Genomic DNA, 16,395 nt, shown 5'->3' on the forward strand with positions numbered 1-16,395 from the left:
CCCCCGCAACCAAATTCGCAAAAGCGCCGCAGCCTCACCGCTGCGGCGTTTTTGTTTGTGCGGTCCGGATGTCGCCCAGCAATTGCCTGCCCTAGCGCCGTTCCACGCTGGAGCATTTTTTCCGGTCGTTGGTCATCAGGATCGCGCGTTTTGTTTCGCCGATCTTGCAGAGACCGATATCTCCGAAACGACCGAGGAAGTGCGGTGCGGTGCGCTGCTTCAGCACGAGATAGAGCGTTGTGTTTTGCGCCGTGGCTATGAAGTCCGGAATGCCGATGAACCAATCCGGTTCGGCGTGCCTTTCGCCATAGGCAAGATCGGAACTTTTGTCGCCAAGCACGCCGCTGACGATATGTATGCGCGCCCTTTCATAGAAAAGGACCGATGAGACATCCTCGAACTTGCCGGCGAGATAGAGCGGGTGCCGGTCGCCGAGAGAGGCGAGGGGCGTGATGAGGGCTCGTTCCGACAGAGCAGTTTCATCATCGATTGCGGCATCTTGCACGGTGAGGAGGGTCGGACCGATCAGCCCTGCAACAATCATGAAGGCCATGAGATTGCTACTCCTCTTGAGCGCGATGAGGCCGATGGCGGCGAGGTATACGAGGAAGGTGCCGATGGTCCAGGGCGTCGCTGCGAGGCAGACCGGGTAGAAACTCACTGCATCCGGCGCGCAGCTCGCCTTGAGGGTTACGAGGCCGCAAAGGAATGCACCGCCCCAGAGGGCTCCGATAAGCCCGAGCGGGGCCAGCCTCTTCTCTTCGAGCCATCGCACTATCGTCCCGGCGATGAGGAGCGCCATCGGCACGGCAGCGGTGGCGAGGTAGTAATTGGCCTTGTTGGACGAGAGGCTGAAAAAGATCAGGAACGTGCCGAGCCAGATCAGCAGGAAGCTGTCGAGCGGCGTTTTTTCGCGCCAGGCGGACAGGATCGCCGCGGGAAGGATCACAGACCATGGAGCGAGATAGCCGAAAAGGCGCGGAAGATAGTACCAGAGCGGCCCGCCGTAATAGTCGCGCGGTACACGCGTTCCGACGAAGCGGTTGAAATGCTCGTTGATGAAATAGAACCAGGCGAAGTCGGGCTCTCTCAGCGCCGCCGCTATGTGCCATGGCGCAACGATGGCGAGAAAAATGGCGATGGCCGGCAGGTCTGTGAAGAAGGGGCGATAGCGGCGCATGGGCGCGTGGTGCAGCATCAGAAAGGTGAAGACGACGAGCGCCGGCAGAATGAGGGCGATGAAGCCCTTGGTCATGACGCCGAGCGCGAGCCAGACATAGGCAGCGCGCAGGTGTAAGCGGTTCCCATCGCGCAGGAACAGGTAGAGGCAGGCGAGCGCAGCCGACATGGTGAGGGTCAGGAGCGATTCGAAGAAGACCGTCCGCCCGATGGCGATAAAGGCGATCGAACTGCCCATGACGATGGCGGCGACGAGCCCTTGCAGCCTGCGCCCGTCACGTTGGCCGAGCCAGTATGCGACGCCGCATGTGCCGAGCGCGGCCAGAGCAGGCACGAGCCGGGCTGAAAACTCCGAGACGCCGAAGATTTCGTATGAGAGGGCCACGAGCCAGTAGAGCAGCGGCGGCTTCTCGATATAGGGAAGGAAATTCAGATGCGGGATGACGAAGTCCCGCAGATGCAGCATCTCGCGCGGGATCTCGGCGTAAAGCCCCTCATTGTTGTCGAGGATGCCGTAGCTGCCGAGGCCATAGAGAAAGCCGTAAGCAAGGAGCGGGACCGCGATCGCCATGGCGGCGGCCTCCGGTTCGGCGGCCATGGCGCGGGCCCATTGACGCGCGATCTCCGGGAGCCCCGTTTTGCGGGGGCTGGAGGAACGATTCGGGGTGCTGAAACGCGACATGATGGACGTCTGTGGCCCAATGCGCCTGCCCCCGGCACGCGCCGAATGATAGCGGATCGCGCGCCCTGAGGCGAAGGCCGCGGCGGCCCGCATGCCCCCCTGCGGCAATTTTGACATGCGGCGTTTTCAGATATTAATTGACGGACAGTTTGTCAGTTTTGACAATTCAATATCCACATGGCCGCAAGGGTTGAGGCCCGGCCATGCGTCAACAAGAAGAAAGAGCAAGGCTCATGACAGGGACACAGACGCTTGAGAGGCCCGTGGCCGCCGCGCCCGGCAAGACCGAACATTTCGACGTGCTGATCGTGGGGGCGGGCATTTCCGGCATCGGCGCCGCCTATCACCTCACCCAGCAATGCCCGGGGACGAGCTTCGTCGTGCTCGAAGGGCTCGACAATTATGGCGGCACCTGGCGCATGCACCGCTATCCGGGCGTCCGCTCGGACAGCGATCTCTACACCTTCGGCTATCGCTTCAAGCCGTGGACCGGCACGCCCATCGCCACGGCGGAAGAAATCCTCACCTATATGGGCGAGGTGATCGACGAGAACGATCTCGCCCGCCACATCCGCTATCGCCACAAGATCCTATCGGCGAGCTGGTCCAGCAAGGACAAGCGCTGGACGATCGAGGCGCGCAGGACCGGCACGGATGAAGCGGTACACATCACGGCCAACTTCCTCTGGATGTGCCAGGGCTATTACCGTCACTCCGAGGGCTACACGCCCGAATGGGCGGATATGGACAAGTTCCGTGGACAGATCATCCATCCGCAGACCTGGCCCGAAGATCTCGACTACAAGGGCAAGAAGGTCGTCGTCATCGGCTCCGGCGCCACGGCGGCGACACTCGTGCCCGCCATCGCCGGGGATTGCGCGCATGTGACGCTGCTTCAGCGTTCGCCGACCTATTTCATTCCGGGCCGCAACGCGAACGAGCTTGCCGATCAGCTTCGGATGCTCAAGGTCGATGAAGCGTGGATCCATGAGATCACGCGCCGCAAGGTCCTTCACGATCAGGCGGAATTCGCCCGCCGCTCCTTCGAGGAGCCCGAAGCGGTGAGGCAGGAATTGCTCGCCGCGGTCGGCATGTTCCTTCCGAAGGAGGAAGTCGACAAGAACTTCACGCCGCGCTACCGGCCCTGGCAGCAGCGCGTCGCCTTCGTGCCCGATGGCGATATCTTCCAGGGCATCGCGTCCGGCAAGGCATCGGTCGTCACCGACGAGATCGACCGCTTCACCGAGAAGGGCATTCTGCTCAAATCGGGCAAGGAACTCGAAGCCGACATCATCATCACGGCGACGGGCTTCAATCTCAGCGTGCTCGGCGACATCGACTTCGAGGTCGACGGCAAGCCGCTCGACTTCTCCCAGACGGTCACCTATCGCGGCATGATGTTCACCGGCGTGCCCAACATGGTCTGGGTGTTCGGCTATTTCCGCGCGAGCTGGACGCTTCGCGTGGATCTCCTCGGCGATTTCGTCTGCCGTATGCTGAAGCACATGAAGGAGAAGGGAGCGGAGAAAGTCACCGTCGCCCTTCGCCCCGAGGACAAGGACATGCCCTTGCTCCCCTGGATCGATGCGGAGAACTTCAATCCGGGCTATCTCATGCGCGGCATGCATCTCCTGCCGAAGCGTGGCGACAAGCCCGAGTGGCAGCACACGCAGGACTACTGGCACGAGAAGGACGAGCTGCCGGAAATCGATCTCGACGAAGCCTCCTTCGTCTATGAATGAGACGGGATGGCGGGGCTGAAAGCCCCGCCGCCCGCGCCACGACATGGAGCCGCCGCAGCCCCACAGGGTTGCGGCGGTTTTTTTGTGCCTGGGGGGCGCCGGGCGACACATTTCGTCGCACTGGCGAAGGTCTTGTTGATGTTCGCGCAGAGCCGTTTGATATTGCGCATATCAAATGCCTCTTTACGGGGCGGCGCGGCAACATGACCCCGGCTCACACCGGCGCCGGGGTATGCCGGGGCGTATGTGTCCGGCTCTTCCGGTCGCGGATGAAATCCGGTTACCATCGTCAGGCCCGCTTCTTCCGGAGGCGGCATATCGGACGATTTCGATCTTGCGGGGACGCAGGCGCCCGGCACAGGCAGAGCGGGACGACATGATCTCACGATTGACATTGGGCGAAAGACAAGCCGCGATCGCCACGCTGATACTGCTCACGGTTTGCGGGCTCGTGATGGCGATAGCGGGCCGCTCCGATCCGCTGGGCGGTCAGGGCTTCATCGTCATGGTCTTCAGCATCGTGGTGATGTCGGCGATCATCTCCGGCTATTACGCGCCGGAGCCGGATCAGGCACGGCTCACACAGTATTACGACGACCCGACCAGAGCGGGCATCATCTTCGCCATGATCTGGGCGATGATCGGCATGTTCGTCGGCGATTGGGTAGCCTGGCTGCTTGCCTATCCGGAAATGACTTTCGATGCGGCATGGGCGAGCTTCGGGCGCCTGCGGCCGGTGCACACGACGGGCGTCATCTTCGGCTTCGGCGGCAATGCGCTCATCGCCACGTCGTTCCATGTCGTGCAGCGGACGTCTCGCGCACGCCTTCCCGATCAGTTCAGCCCATGGTTCGTACTGCTCGGCTTCAATCTCTTCTGCATTCTCGCAGCGAGCGGCTATCTCATGGGCATTACGCAGTCCAAGGAATATGCCGAACCTGAGTGGTATGCCGATATCTGGCTGGTGATCGTCTGGGTCGTCTATTTCGTACTCTATCTGCGCACGCTGGCGCGGCGTCAGGAGCCGCATATCTATGTGGCCAACTGGTACTACATGGCCTTCATTCTCGTCGTCGCCGTGCTGCACATCATCAACAATCTGGCGATGCCCGTTTCGTTCACACATGCCAAGAGCTATTCGGCTTTCGCGGGCGTGCAGGATGCGATGACGGAATGGTGGTACGGGCATAATGCCGTCGCCTTCTTCCTCACCGCCGGCTTCCTCGGCATGATGTATTACTTCCTTCCGAAGCGCGCCAACCGGCCCATCTATTCCTACCGGATGTCGATCGTCGGTTTCTGGGGCATCACCTTCTTCTACATGTGGGCGGGATCCCATCATCTTCATTACACGGCGCTGCCCCAATGGGTGCAGACGCTCGGCATGACCTTCTCGCTCATGCTCCTCGTGCCGTCATGGATCGCGGCGGGCAATGCGCTGCTCACGCTGAACGGCGCATGGGAGCGCGTGCGCGACGACGCCACGCTGCGCTTCATGATGGTCGCCGCCGTCTTTTACGGGCTCTCCACCTTCGAGGGATCGTTCATGGCGATCAGGCCCGTCAATGCGCTGTCGCATTATACCGACTGGACCGTCGGCCATGTTCACGCAGGCACGCTCGGCTGGGTGTCGATGATCACATTCGGCACCTTCTACAATCTCGTGCCGTGGCTCTGGAAGCGCGAGCGCATGTTTTCGCCGGCGCTTGTCGAGGTCCATTTCTGGCTCGCCCTTGCCGGCACGCTCGTCTACGTCTTCGCGATGTGGAACTCCGGCATCATCCAGGGGCTGATGTGGCGGACCTATAACGACAGCGGAACGCTCGCCTATTCCTTCATCGATTCCCTCGTTGCGATGCATCCCTATTACATCGCGCGCGCCTTTGGCGGGCTCATCTTCTTCGCGGGCGCCGTGCTCTGCTTCTACAACATCTGGATGACCATTCGCGCGGTGCCGGAGAGGAGCGATGTGGCCGCACATGAAGTGCCCGTGCCTGCCGTCGCCGGCGCGGCGCTCGAAGCGGGGGAGTGACCGGACATGCTCAACACCCATTACAGGCTCGAGCGTCATACGATCGGTTTCGCGCTCGCCATCATTCTCGTGGCCAGCATCGGCGGCTTCGTCGAAATCGCTCCGCTCTTCACCATCGACGAGACGGTCGAGGCCGCGCCCGACATGCGCGTCTATACGCCGCTCGAGCTTGCGGGACGCGACATCTATATCCGCGAGGGCTGCTATGCGTGCCATTCGCAGATGATCCGCACCCTGCGCGACGAGGTGGAGCGCTACGGAAAATATTCGCTCGCGGTCGAATCGAAATACGACCATCCGATGCTCTGGGGCTCGAAGAGAACGGGGCCGGATCTGGCGCGCGTCGGCGGCAAATATTCGGACCAGTGGCATGTCGCGCATCTCACCAATCCGCGCTCGGTGGTGAAGGAATCGGTGATGCCGAATTATAACTGGCTCAACCGCAACGAGCTTCGGACCGACGATCTCGAACTTCGCCTGAGGGCACAGAAGCGCGTCGGCGTTCCCTATACAGACGATATGATCGTCCATGCGGCCGAGGACGCGGTCGCCCAGGCCGAGCCTGACAGCGACAAGGCGGCGGGCGTGACCGCGCGTTATGGCGAGGCCACCAATGTTCGCGTCTTCGACGGCGATCCGGCCCGCGTCACGGAAATGGACGCGCTCGTCGCCTATCTCCAGATTCTCGGCCGGCTGACGGACGCGGCGCAGAAAACCCCGGCGGGAGGCGAGTAGAATGGACCTCGATCACGGAACGCTGGTCGCCTTCGCCAAGTCGTTCGGGCTCTTCTATCTCATCGCAATGTCGCTCGTCGCGGTGGCCTATGCCTTCTGGCCGTCGAAGCAGGCGCAATTCGAGCGCGCGGCAAACGACATTCTCGACAATGAGGACACGCCATGTCGATAGGCGAGCGCGACCGCCACACGGGGCAGATGATGACCGGCCATGACTGGAACGGCATCAAGGAGCTCAATACGCCGGTTCCCCGCGTGGTCTATTTCTTCCTGATCCTCGCCTTCGCCTTTTCGGTCGGCTACTGGCTGCTCATGCCTGCATGGCCGTACGGCGTCAGCTACACCAGAGGCCTGCTCGGCGTGACCCAGCATTCGGGCGTCGATGCCGATCTGAAGCAGGCGGCGAGCGACAGGGCGGTCTGGACCGCGAAGATCGAGAGCATGAACTTCGCCGACATTCAGGCCGACCCCGCATTGATGCGCGCGGTCCGCGAGACGGGCCGGACGCTCTTTGGCGATAATTGCGCGGTCTGTCACGGCACCGATGCGCGGGGCGGAAAGGGTTTCCCCAATCTGAGGGACGGCGCCTGGCTCTGGGGCGGCAGCGCGGAGGCGGTGAGCGAGACGATCCGCGTCGGCATCAACTCCCCACATGAGGAAACGCGGACGAGCCAGATGCTCGCCTTCGGCCGCGACGGAATGCTTGGCCGCGACGCCATTCTCGATGTCGTCGCCTATGTCCGCTCGCTCTCCGACCCTGCGCTTGCGACCGGCCCCGAGGGTGCTCATGTGGCGGCGGGCAAGGAGGTTTTCGAGAAGAATTGCGCCTCCTGTCACGGCGTGGACGGAAAGGGCAATACCGATCTCGGCGCGCCCAACCTCACGGATGATTTCTGGCTTTATGGCGGCGACCGGCAGTCCATCTTCACCACGGTCTATGGCGGCCGGCAGGGACATATGCCGAACTGGGACCAGAGGCTGTCGGATGTCGACCGGAAGATCCTGACGCTCTACATTCTGGATCTCGGCTCCGGAAAGCCATGAGCGTGCATGAAGGGAGCGGCTGGCCCGTGAAATCCTCTCGCGCGAAGTCGATCTTTCTAGTCGGTTCGGCCGTGGCGGCGGGCGTGCTTTTCGTCCTTCTTGCCAATGCGCATCTCGTTTATGTGGCCGTCAAGTCGCAACCGGATTGCGTGCCCCATGTGAAGGCGAGCGAGAGGGCGTCTGGCGGCAATTCCTTCAGCGCCGCAGGCTCCGCATGCTGAAACGACCCGCCCGAAAATCGCGACCGACCAAGTGGAGGCGATCATGACCAGACTTCCGCCCATCGTTCCTCCGCTCGCGCCGGAGAAAAGCTATAGGCGCGATCTGCCTCTGGGCGCTGCGTTCGAGTGGCTGCGCGCGGGCTGGCGGGATCTCGTCACCCAGCCGGGGCCGAGCCTTGCCTATGGGCTCGTCGTGCTGCTCACATCGTTCCTCGTCATCGGGGCCATGTTCGCGCTCGGCTGGGATCACGTTCTCTTCCCCGCGCTTTCGGGCTTTCTGGTGGTGGGGCCGATCCTCGCCGTCGGTCTTTACGAGAAGAGCCGCCGTCTCGCGCGCCATGAAAAGGTTTCGCTCGGCGGCATGATCCTCGTTCGCGCGAAGTCCAGAGGGCAGATCGTTTTTGCCGGCGCGCTGCTCTGTCTGCTGATGCTGCTGTGGATGCGCGCCGCCGTCATCATCTATGCACTGTTTTTCGGCGTCCGGCCATTCCCGGGGCTCGATCATATCGCGCCGATGCTGTTCACGACGCCTGTCGGCTGGTCCATGCTGGTCGTCGGCACGCTGGTCGGAAGCCTCTTCGCCGCCTTCTCCTTCTCCATCAGCATCTTCGCCATTCCCATGCTGCTCGATCAGCGTGTGGACGCGCTCACCGCCATGGGCACCAGCATGGCGCTCGTCTGGAACAATCTGCCGGTGATGATCTGCTGGGGGCTTATCGTGGCGGCGCTCTTCACCGCCAGTCTGGCGAGCGGGCTTCTCGGCCTCGTCGTCGTCTTCCCGCTGCTCGGTCATGCGAGCTGGCATGCATACAAGGCGGTGCAATAGCGCGGCGATGGAAACATCGGGCAAGGCAGTCAGAGACGGCATGCCGCGCGGCGGCGCGAAGGGCCTGTCGTCCTCCGACGGAGAGATGCTGCTGGCAAGCCGCGCCATCGGCGAAGATCTGCGCCAGACCGATATCTCCGTTCCCGGCATTCATTGCGGCGGCTGCATCCGGACCATAGAAGCGGGGCTCGGCGCGGTTGCCGGCGTGGAGCATGTGCGCGTCAATCTTTCGACGAAGCGCGTCGCGGTGCGCTGGCGGGCGAGCGCGGGCGCGCCGGCGCTGCTCGAGGCGCTGCGGGGCATGGGCTACGAGGCCCATCTCCACGACATGAGCGCGGAGGAGAAGGATCGCACCTATTCGGAACTCTTGCGCGCGCTTGCCATTGCCGGCTTCGCGGCGGGCAACATCATGCTGCTCTCGGTTTCGGTGTGGTCGGGGGCGGAGCCCGCGACGCGTGACATATTTCACTGGATATCGGCCGTCATCGCGCTTCCGGTGCTTGCCTATTCGGGCCGCGTCTTCTTCCGCTCGGCGTGGAACAGCCTGAGGCACGGACAGGCCAATATGGACGTGCCGATCTCGATTGGCGTGCTGGTGGCCTTCGCCATGAGCCTCTACGACACGATCCATCATGGCCAGGAGGCCTATTTCGATGCGTCGGTCACGCTTCTCTTCTTTCTTCTCATCGGGCGCACGCTCGATCATCTGATGCGCGAGAAGGCGCGCGTGGCGGTGAAGGGGCTGGCGGCGCTCGCCGCGCGGGGTGCGATGGTCCGGCAGGCCGATGGATCGCGCGACTATCTGCCAGTCGATGAAATCGCGCCCGGAATGACGATCCTGCTTGCGGCGGGCGAGCGGGTTCCCGTCGATGCGCGTGTCGTCGAGGGCGCGTCCGATCTCGACAATTCGCTCGTCACGGGCGAGAGCATGCCGCTCGCGGTCGGGCCGGGCGCGACGGTTCGGGCCGGAACGCTCAATCTCACCGGGCCGCTCACGCTCGAGGCCGCCGCCACCGCGAAGGATTCATTCCTCGCCGAAATGGTGCGGCTCATGGAGGCCGCCGAAGCGGGGCGCGGAGCCTATCGCCGCCTCGCCGACCGGGCCTCTCGGCTTTATGCGCCGGTCGTACATCTCGCCGCCCTTTTGAGCTTCATCGGCTGGATGGTCGCGAGCGGTGATTTTCACCGCGCGGTGACGATCGCCGTCGCCGTTCTCATCATCACCTGCCCCTGCGCGCTGGGGCTCGCCGTGCCGATGGTGCAGGTCGTCGCGGCGCGGCGCCTGTTCGAGAGTGGCGTCATGGTGAGGGACGGGTCGGCGATGGAGCGGCTCGACGAGGTCGACACGGTCGTCTTCGACAAGACAGGCACGCTGACGCGCGGCGAGTTGAGCCTTGGCGGAGCGGCGAATGCGAGCCGCGCGAATTTGACGATTGCGGCGAGCATGGCGGTCCGCTCGCTGCACCCCTGCTCGCGGGCGCTCGCGGCCGCAGCGTCGGCGGAGGGCATCGCCTCGGCCCCGCTCGACACCGTTCGGGAGTTTCCGGGCTTCGGCCTTGAGGCTCATATTGGCGGCGATGTATATCGTCTCGGGCGGGCGGACTGGGCGCTCGAGACGTCAGACGGACCTTCGCCCGCGCCGGGGGATGCCGGTGCCGTGCTGTCGAAGAACGGGCGGCTCCTCGAAGCCTTCCATTTCGACGACGCGCTGCGGCCGGGGGCGAGAGAAGCGATCGCCGAGCTTCGGGCCCGAGGGCTCGCCGTCTCGATCATCTCGGGCGACAATCCGCCAGCCGTGCGGCGGCTTGCGGGCGAAGTCGGGATCCGCGATTTCGAGGCGGGCGTCCTGCCGGGAGAAAAGGCCGCTCGCATCGCAGCGCTCGGAGCCGCCGGCCGCAAGGTGATGATGGTGGGCGACGGTCTCAACGATACGCCCGCGCTAGCGGCCGCGCATGTCTCCATGGCGCCTGCGAGCGCCGCCGATGTCGGGCGCAATGCGGCAGATTTCGTCTTCCTTCACGACAGCCTCGATGCGGTTCCGCTGACGCTTGCCATATCGCGCGCCGCCGGGCGTCTCGTCCGGCAGAATTTCGCGCTGGCCGTCGCCTACAACGCTGTCGCCCTGCCGGTCGCGATCCTCGGCCATGTCACGCCACTCGTGGCGGCGCTCGCCATGTCCGGTTCCTCCATCGCCGTGGTCGCCAATGCGCTGCGCTTGCGGCCCCGCGGCAAGGCGAAGGCGCGCTCTCGAACGGCCGTCGCGCCGATCCCCGGTCTCGGGAGTGCCCAGCAGGGGGTTTCCGGGAGGGCTTGACGGACGAACCAAAAAGTCGATGATCCCCGCCCATGATGATCAAGACCTCGCACGCGCTCCGTTCCTATTACCGGCTGTTCCCATAGGAGCGGCAGGTCGATCACCTATGTTCGAAACATGCCGCCGTCAGGCGGCATTTTCGTTCGTGCATATCCGTCCTGGCGGCCAGACAGGACGAGAAAAATGCCACAGCAAGCCGAATTTTCTATCGATATACGCCCGAAACCGCTGAGCCTTGCGCCTCTGTGCCCACCGCGGCCTGGCATGGGCATCATCGGCATCGGTGCCTTCGGCGCCTTTGCCATCCCGCATCTCGCGCGCCATTTCGATCTCTCGCTCCACGATGCGGGGCCGCATATCGAGACGCTGCGTTTGCCCGAGCGCGCCCGGCGCGCCGATCTCGAAACCGCCGCGCGGCAGGAGGTGGTGGTGCTCGCCGTGCCGTTCGCGGCGCTGGACGAGGTAGCGCGCGCCATCGCGCCGCTGCTCAAGCCCGGCGCTCTCGTCGTCGATGTCTGCTCGCTCAAGGTGAGGCCGCTCGAAATCCTCGATGCGGCGCTGCCGTCCCATGTCGACATTGTCGGCACGCATCCGCTCTTCGGCCCGCAAAGCGGGAAGGGCGGCATAAGGGGCCTGCGGATCGCCGTCTGCCGCGCGCGCGGGCGGCGCGACATTCTCGTCCGGCGCTTTCTGAGAGCGGGGCTCGGTCTCGATGCGTTCGATACGACGCCCGAGCGCCACGACCGCCAGATGGCCTATGTGCAGGGGCTCACCCATCTCCTGTCGCGCGTCATTCTCGCCATGGATCTGCCTCCGCTCGAACACACGACGCCGACATTCGAGCACATGATGCGGATGGTCGCCTCCGTTCGTCACGATACGGATGAGCTTTACAGGGCGATCACGCTCGAAAACCCGTTCGCGGGCGAGATGCGGGCGCGCTTTCTCGACGCGGCGAAAAGGCTGGCGGGGCCCGACGGGAATGGCGCGACGGGCATATGTCGCGGCTCCGGCCTGTCGTATACTGACCGCATTTCGCGGCCCGAACCATCGGGCGTGAGTGGGGAGTGACAGGAATGACGCAACCGGCATCCGTTTCCGACTGGCGCATCCGGGCCAAGCGGCGTCTGCCGCGCATGTTCTTCGACTATATCGATGGCGGCTCCTATGCGGAGACGACGCTGGCGCGCAATGTCGGGGACATGGAGCGCGTGGCGCTGCGCCAGCGCGTCTTGACCGATGTGTCGAAGCTCGATCTCTCGACCGAGATTTTCGGCCAGAAGCTCGCCATGCCGATCCTTCTCGCGCCGGTCGGCATGGCCGGGCTCTATGCGAGGCGCGGCGAGGTGCAGGCGGCCCGCGCGGCCGATGCGGCCGGTCTGCCGTTCTGCCTCTCGACGGTCAGCATCTGCTCGATCGAGGAGGTGAGTGCCGCGATCGGCAAGCCGCTCTGGTTCCAGCTCTACATGATCAAGGATCGCGGCTTCATGTCGGCCGTGCTCGAGCGGGCGAAGGCAGCAGGTTCGCCCGTGCTCATCTTCACCGTCGATCTGCCCGTGCCGGGCGCGCGCTACCGCGATGTGCGCTCCGGTCTTTCGGGTGAGCTTTCGTTTCTCGACAAGCTCAGGCGCGCCGTCGATGGCGCCTGCCATCCATTCTGGCTCTGGGATGTGATGCTCAATGGCGGCCCGGCCACTTTCGGCAATCTGGCGAGCGCCATGCCGAATGCCAAGGGCACCAACGATTTCGCCATGTGGCTCGGCCGAAATTTCGATCCGAGCGTGAGCTGGCGCGATCTCGAATGGGTGCGCGAGCGCTGGGACGGGCCGATCGTCATCAAGGGCATTCTCGATGCCGAAGATGCGCGCCACGCCGTCGAGGCCGGCGCGAGCGGCATCGTCGTCTCCAATCACGGCGGACGGCAGCTCGATGGCGTGCCGTCGACGGTGGAGGCGCTACCGCCTATCGTCGAGGCGGTCGGCGATCGCGCGACGGTGCTGATGGATGGCGGCGTGCGCTCGGGCCTCGATGTGCTGAAGGCTCTGGCGCTCGGCGCGCGCTCGGTCATGATCGGCAGGGCATGGGCCTATGCGCTGGCGGGCGGCGGCGAGGCGGGCGTTCGCGCCATGCTGACGACGCTTCAGCGCGAACTGGAGGTTGCGATGGCGCTCACGGGCTGCACGGACATCAGGAAGGCAGGGCGGGACCTTCTCGTCCGCTGATGGCGTGAAGATCAAGGCTCCGGCAGCACGCATGATCTGTTGACGGATTGCCTGCGTCGTCCAGGGCTCGGGTTCGCGCGGCCGATATCCATGTCGGCGGCGCGGTTGCATTGGCAGCGGGGTCTATTAGCCTCGTGATGTTCAATCCGGGAGATCGAGATGCCAGCAGAAGCCGCTTCCACCGAGGTCCGGGACAATCCGGCGCGCCACCGCTACGAGCTTGTCGTCGATGGCGTGACTGCCTTCGTTACCTATGAGCGCCAGCCGGGCCGCATCGTGCTCGTCCATACCGAGGTGCCGGACGCCCTGGCGGGCAAGGGCGTCGGCTCCCGGCTCGCCAAGGGCGCGCTCGATTCCATAAGGGCGGCGGGCATGAAGCTCGTGCCCCAATGCCCCTTCATCGCGCGCTTCATCGAGAAGCATCCAGAATATCGCGACCTCGTGGCCGCCTGAGGCTCACGAGCTTCTCGCCGGTCCGGCATTCAGGGATTTCAGCACGGCCTCGAAATAGAGGTTCATCCGGGCGAGCCCTTCCTCCGTCAATTCGACGAAGACGCGCCTGCCGTCATTCTCGTCCTTGATGCGCGTGACGAGGCCGCTTTTCACCAGATCGCCGATGCGGCGGAGCGCCGTCGTCGCCGGAACATGAGCGGCGATGCAGAGGCTCGAGACAGAGACACGCTTGCCCGCGAGCCTCGCATGGGTGAGGTCGAGCAGCATTTCCCAAGCCGGGTCGGCGAAGAGGCCGGAAGGAAAGAGCTTCATCCGGGCATTGTAGAGATCGAGCAGCATCCGCGTGCGCTGGCGGTTGAGCGGCGCCTCGCAATGCTCCGGCGTGCCGGGCGGTGTGTTGCCCGCCCTTTCGGCAGCGGGCTCGAGGGGCCATGCGCGGCCTTGGCGCGCGCTCCGGGCCGGGCTTTCCGCGCTGATGGTCGGAACGAGGTGAAGCCGGTCCAACTCCGCAGAGCCGAGGGGGGCCGACGGCGCTCTATCGAGCGTTACGAATCGCTGTGTCATAGAACTATAGTTGCACACATAATTATTAATGCAACCATAACGAGCTAAAACGTGTCCATCTAACATTACAGGTTGCGTCGAACTGTTTCGGCGCTATCGAGCCTTGATTTTTTGCCGGATTGTTTCCGCCCATCACCCATAACAATATCTGCCCATGTCCGAATCAGCCGAACTCAAACCCCAGCGCCGCTATCGTGGCGAGAGCCGCTCCGAGAGGCAGGCTGCAAGGCGGGCGAAGCTCGTCGAGGCGGGTTTCCGTATCTTCGGCACAACTGGCTACAGGGCCGCCACGGTCCGTCAGGTCTGCGCAGAGGCCGGGCTCACGGAGCGCTATTTCTACGAATCCTTCGCGCGCAAGGACGACCTCTTCGTCGCCGTCTACGAGCTTGTCATGGTGAGGATCGGCGGCGCGATGCAGGAAGCGATCGCCGCGGCGGACGATACGGCCGAAGCCAAGGCGCGCGCGCTTCTCGGGGCCTATTTCGGCACGATCGAGCGCGATCCGGGCCTCGGGCGCATCCTTCTCATCGATGTGCTGAGCGCGGGCCGGGACAAGGACCGCATCTACCGCGACGCGATGGCGGCCTTCACCGCTCTCGTGCGCAACGAGGCGCGGGTTCTGCTGCCGCGCGGCGCCACGAGCGCGGTGCGGGAGGAGGTGGTGGCGGCGGGCATCGTGGGCGCGATCGTCCATGTCGCCATGCGCTGGGTGATCTCGAATTTCGACCGCCCGCGCAACGAGGTGATTGAGGGGCTTCTGAGCCTCCTGCTCGCGGCGAGCCGCTGAGAGATCGGGGGCCGGTGCTACAAAAGCGGGAGGGATGTGCTATGTAGGCGCCGCTGCCCCTGCCGGGCTTTGCGTTCCGCCGGAGAGCATTTCCATGCCGAAAACGACAGCTTGTGAGCCATTGTCCTTTACCGAGGCCGCCCGGGGCGTCATCGCCATGGCGCGGCTCGCGGGCGAGCGTCACTGGGTGCCGGCGACGAGCGGCAATTTTTCGGTGCGCATCGACCAGGCGCATGCGGCGCTGACGGCGACGGGCGCCGACAAGGCGCGGCTCACCGAGGCGGATGTGATCGAGGCCGAGATTTCAGGCGCGAAGCATCCGCGCGCCTCCGCCGAGGCGCCGCTTCATCTCATGCGCTATGCGGTTGATCCCGCCATCGGCGCCATCGCGCATATTCACTCGCTTCCGGCGACGATCCTGTCGCGCGCCCATGAGCGGGCGGGTTTCTTCCGGCTGGAAGGCTGGGAACTTCTCAAGGCGTTTTCCGGCATCCGCACTCATGAGGTGGCGCTCGACATTCCGATCGTGCCGAACGATCAGGATACGGATCGTCTGGCGGCGCTCGTCGAGGAGCGGCTCCGCGAGGCGGGGCCCGTTCCCGGCTATCTCATCTCGGGGCACGGCCTCTATACATGGGGCGCGAGCGCCAAGGATGCGATCCGCCACATGGAGGCTTTCGACTTTCTCTTGACCGCCGAACTTCAGCAGGAGCGCGCGCGATGACACATCTCACCGTCTATCCCGATACGGACCCCTCGAAGGTGCTTGTCGATACGCGGGACAGCGCCGAGATCGCGAAGGTGCTCGCGGAAATCGGCGTCAGGTTCGAGCGCTGGAAGGCCGCGGCCGAGCTTCAGCCCGATGCGGGCCAGTCGGAGGTTCTCGCCGCCTATGATGCAGAGGTGACGCGCCTCATGCAGGAGGGCGGTTACAAGAGCGTCGATGTGGTGCGGGTGAAGCCCGGCCATCCCGACCGGGTGGCGATGCGTCAGAAGTTTCTCGCCGAGCACACGCATGACGATGACGAGGTGCGCTTCTTCGTCGAGGGGTCTGGCGCCTTCTATCTGCGCGCTGGCGGCCGCGTCCATCGTGTCGTCTGCGAGCGCGACGATCTCATCAGTGTCCCCGCCGGCACGACGCACTGGTTCGACACGGGCGCCGATCCGCATTTCTGCGCCATCCGCATCTTCACGACGCCGGAGGGCTGGGTCGGGCATTTCACGGGCGACGACATTGCCACCCGCTTCCCGCTTTACGAGAGCGCCGGGGCTGCATGACCATCGCGGCCATCGTCACCGACATCGAGGGCACGACGACGCCCATCGCCTTCGTGCATGAGGCGCTGTTCCCATATGCGCGGGCGCGCATCGCGGAATTCTGCGCGGCGCATCAGGGCGAGCCGGAGGTCGCCGCCGCGCTCGCCGCGGCGCGCGAGCTTGCCGGCCATACGGAATACGATCTCGATGCGACCGTCGCGCTCCTCATCGGCTGGATCGATGAGGACCGAAAGGCCGGGCCGCTCAAGACGCTGCAAGGGCTCATCTGGCGTTCGGGCTATGAGGCGGGCGTGCTCAAGGGTCAGGTCTATGAGGA

At 64.3% G+C, this 16,395-nt stretch carries 16 protein-coding genes and 1 pseudogene; 15 read left to right on the plus strand and 2 right to left on the minus strand.

What is annotated here, in order from left to right:
- Positions 1–91: 91 nt before the first annotated feature.
- The gene (locus PKA57_RS10910) at positions 92–1,750 is read right to left on the minus strand and encodes a glycosyltransferase family 39 protein (RefSeq protein WP_324300452.1); all 1,659 of its coding nucleotides are present in this window, start codon (positions 1,748–1,750) and stop codon (positions 92–94) included.
- Positions 1,751–2,094: 344 nt separating this feature from the next.
- On the opposite strand from PKA57_RS10910, the gene PKA57_RS10915 reads away from it, so the two are divergent.
- The 11 genes from PKA57_RS10915 to PKA57_RS10965 all read left to right on the plus strand — a co-directional run bounded on the left by PKA57_RS10915 (position 2,095) and on the right by PKA57_RS10965 (position 13,450).
- Positions 2,095–3,603, plus strand: a complete 1,509-nt coding sequence (locus tag PKA57_RS10915; RefSeq protein WP_324300454.1) for an NAD(P)/FAD-dependent oxidoreductase — start codon at positions 2,095–2,097, stop codon at positions 3,601–3,603.
- A gap of 376 nt (positions 3,604–3,979) precedes the next feature.
- Positions 3,980–5,635, plus strand: a complete 1,656-nt coding sequence (gene ccoN / locus PKA57_RS10920; protein WP_324300456.1) for a cytochrome-c oxidase, cbb3-type subunit I — start codon at positions 3,980–3,982, stop codon at positions 5,633–5,635.
- A 6-nt stretch (positions 5,636–5,641) separates the two neighbouring features.
- The gene (ccoO, locus tag PKA57_RS10925; protein WP_324300458.1) at positions 5,642–6,370 is read left to right on the plus strand and encodes a cytochrome-c oxidase, cbb3-type subunit II; all 729 of its coding nucleotides are present in this window, start codon (positions 5,642–5,644) and stop codon (positions 6,368–6,370) included.
- 1 nt (position 6,371) lies between these two features.
- Positions 6,372–6,542, plus strand: coding sequence for a cbb3-type cytochrome c oxidase subunit 3 (locus PKA57_RS10930; protein ID WP_324300460.1), 171 nt, complete (start codon positions 6,372–6,374; stop codon positions 6,540–6,542).
- Positions 6,533–7,414, plus strand: a complete 882-nt coding sequence (gene ccoP / locus PKA57_RS10935; RefSeq protein ID WP_324300462.1) for a cytochrome-c oxidase, cbb3-type subunit III — start codon at positions 6,533–6,535, stop codon at positions 7,412–7,414. The genes PKA57_RS10930 and ccoP overlap by 10 nt, the downstream gene beginning before the upstream one ends.
- A 26-nt stretch (positions 7,415–7,440) precedes the next feature.
- Positions 7,441–7,635 (plus strand): hypothetical protein, encoded by a 195-nt coding sequence (locus tag PKA57_RS10940; protein WP_324300464.1) that lies wholly within the window; start codon positions 7,441–7,443, stop codon positions 7,633–7,635.
- Positions 7,636–7,678: 43 nt separating this feature from the next.
- Positions 7,679–8,461, plus strand: coding sequence for a DUF2189 domain-containing protein (locus tag PKA57_RS10945; protein WP_324300466.1), 783 nt, complete (start codon positions 7,679–7,681; stop codon positions 8,459–8,461).
- 40 nt (positions 8,462–8,501) lie between these two features.
- Positions 8,502–10,775, plus strand: coding sequence for a heavy metal translocating P-type ATPase (locus PKA57_RS10950; RefSeq protein ID WP_324300468.1), 2,274 nt, complete (start codon positions 8,502–8,504; stop codon positions 10,773–10,775).
- Between the two features lie 264 nt (positions 10,776–11,039).
- Entirely contained in the window at positions 11,040–11,846 is an 807-nt protein-coding gene (locus PKA57_RS10955) for a prephenate dehydrogenase (protein ID WP_324300470.1), read from the plus strand.
- A 5-nt stretch (positions 11,847–11,851) separates the two neighbouring features.
- The gene (locus PKA57_RS10960) at positions 11,852–12,997 is read left to right on the plus strand and encodes an L-lactate dehydrogenase (RefSeq protein WP_324300472.1); all 1,146 of its coding nucleotides are present in this window, start codon (positions 11,852–11,854) and stop codon (positions 12,995–12,997) included.
- Positions 12,998–13,156: 159 nt separating this feature from the next.
- Positions 13,157–13,450, plus strand: a complete 294-nt coding sequence (locus PKA57_RS10965; RefSeq protein ID WP_324300474.1) for a GNAT family N-acetyltransferase — start codon at positions 13,157–13,159, stop codon at positions 13,448–13,450.
- A gap of 3 nt (positions 13,451–13,453) precedes the next feature.
- On the opposite strand, the gene PKA57_RS10970 is transcribed toward PKA57_RS10965, so the two are convergent.
- Positions 13,454–13,954 carry a winged helix DNA-binding protein gene (locus PKA57_RS10970; protein WP_324300476.1) on the minus strand — a complete coding sequence of 167 codons (501 nt, stop codon included), beginning with the start codon at positions 13,952–13,954 and terminating at the stop codon, positions 13,454–13,456.
- Between the two features lie 214 nt (positions 13,955–14,168).
- Here PKA57_RS10970 and PKA57_RS10975 point away from each other — a divergent pair, with 214 nt between their 5' ends.
- From PKA57_RS10975 to PKA57_RS10990, 4 genes and pseudogenes are all read left to right on the plus strand, one after another.
- Positions 14,169–14,801, plus strand: coding sequence for a TetR/AcrR family transcriptional regulator (locus PKA57_RS10975; protein ID WP_324300478.1), 633 nt, complete (start codon positions 14,169–14,171; stop codon positions 14,799–14,801).
- Positions 14,802–14,895: 94 nt separating this feature from the next.
- On the plus strand, positions 14,896–15,525 hold the full coding sequence (gene mtnB, locus PKA57_RS10980) for a methylthioribulose 1-phosphate dehydratase (RefSeq protein ID WP_324300480.1): 630 nt from the start codon (positions 14,896–14,898) through the stop codon (positions 15,523–15,525).
- A complete protein-coding gene (locus PKA57_RS10985; protein ID WP_324300481.1) occupies positions 15,522–16,079 on the plus strand; it encodes a cupin in 558 nt (185 codons plus the stop codon). The genes mtnB and PKA57_RS10985 overlap by 4 nt, the downstream gene beginning before the upstream one ends.
- Positions 16,076–16,395: pseudogene (locus PKA57_RS10990) on the plus strand (acireductone synthase); the annotation flags it as partial. The gene PKA57_RS10985 and the pseudogene PKA57_RS10990, both read left to right, overlap by 4 nt.

Source organism: Parvibaculum sp., assembly GCF_035325945.1.
GTDB lineage: Bacteria > Pseudomonadota > Alphaproteobacteria > Parvibaculales > Parvibaculaceae > Parvibaculum.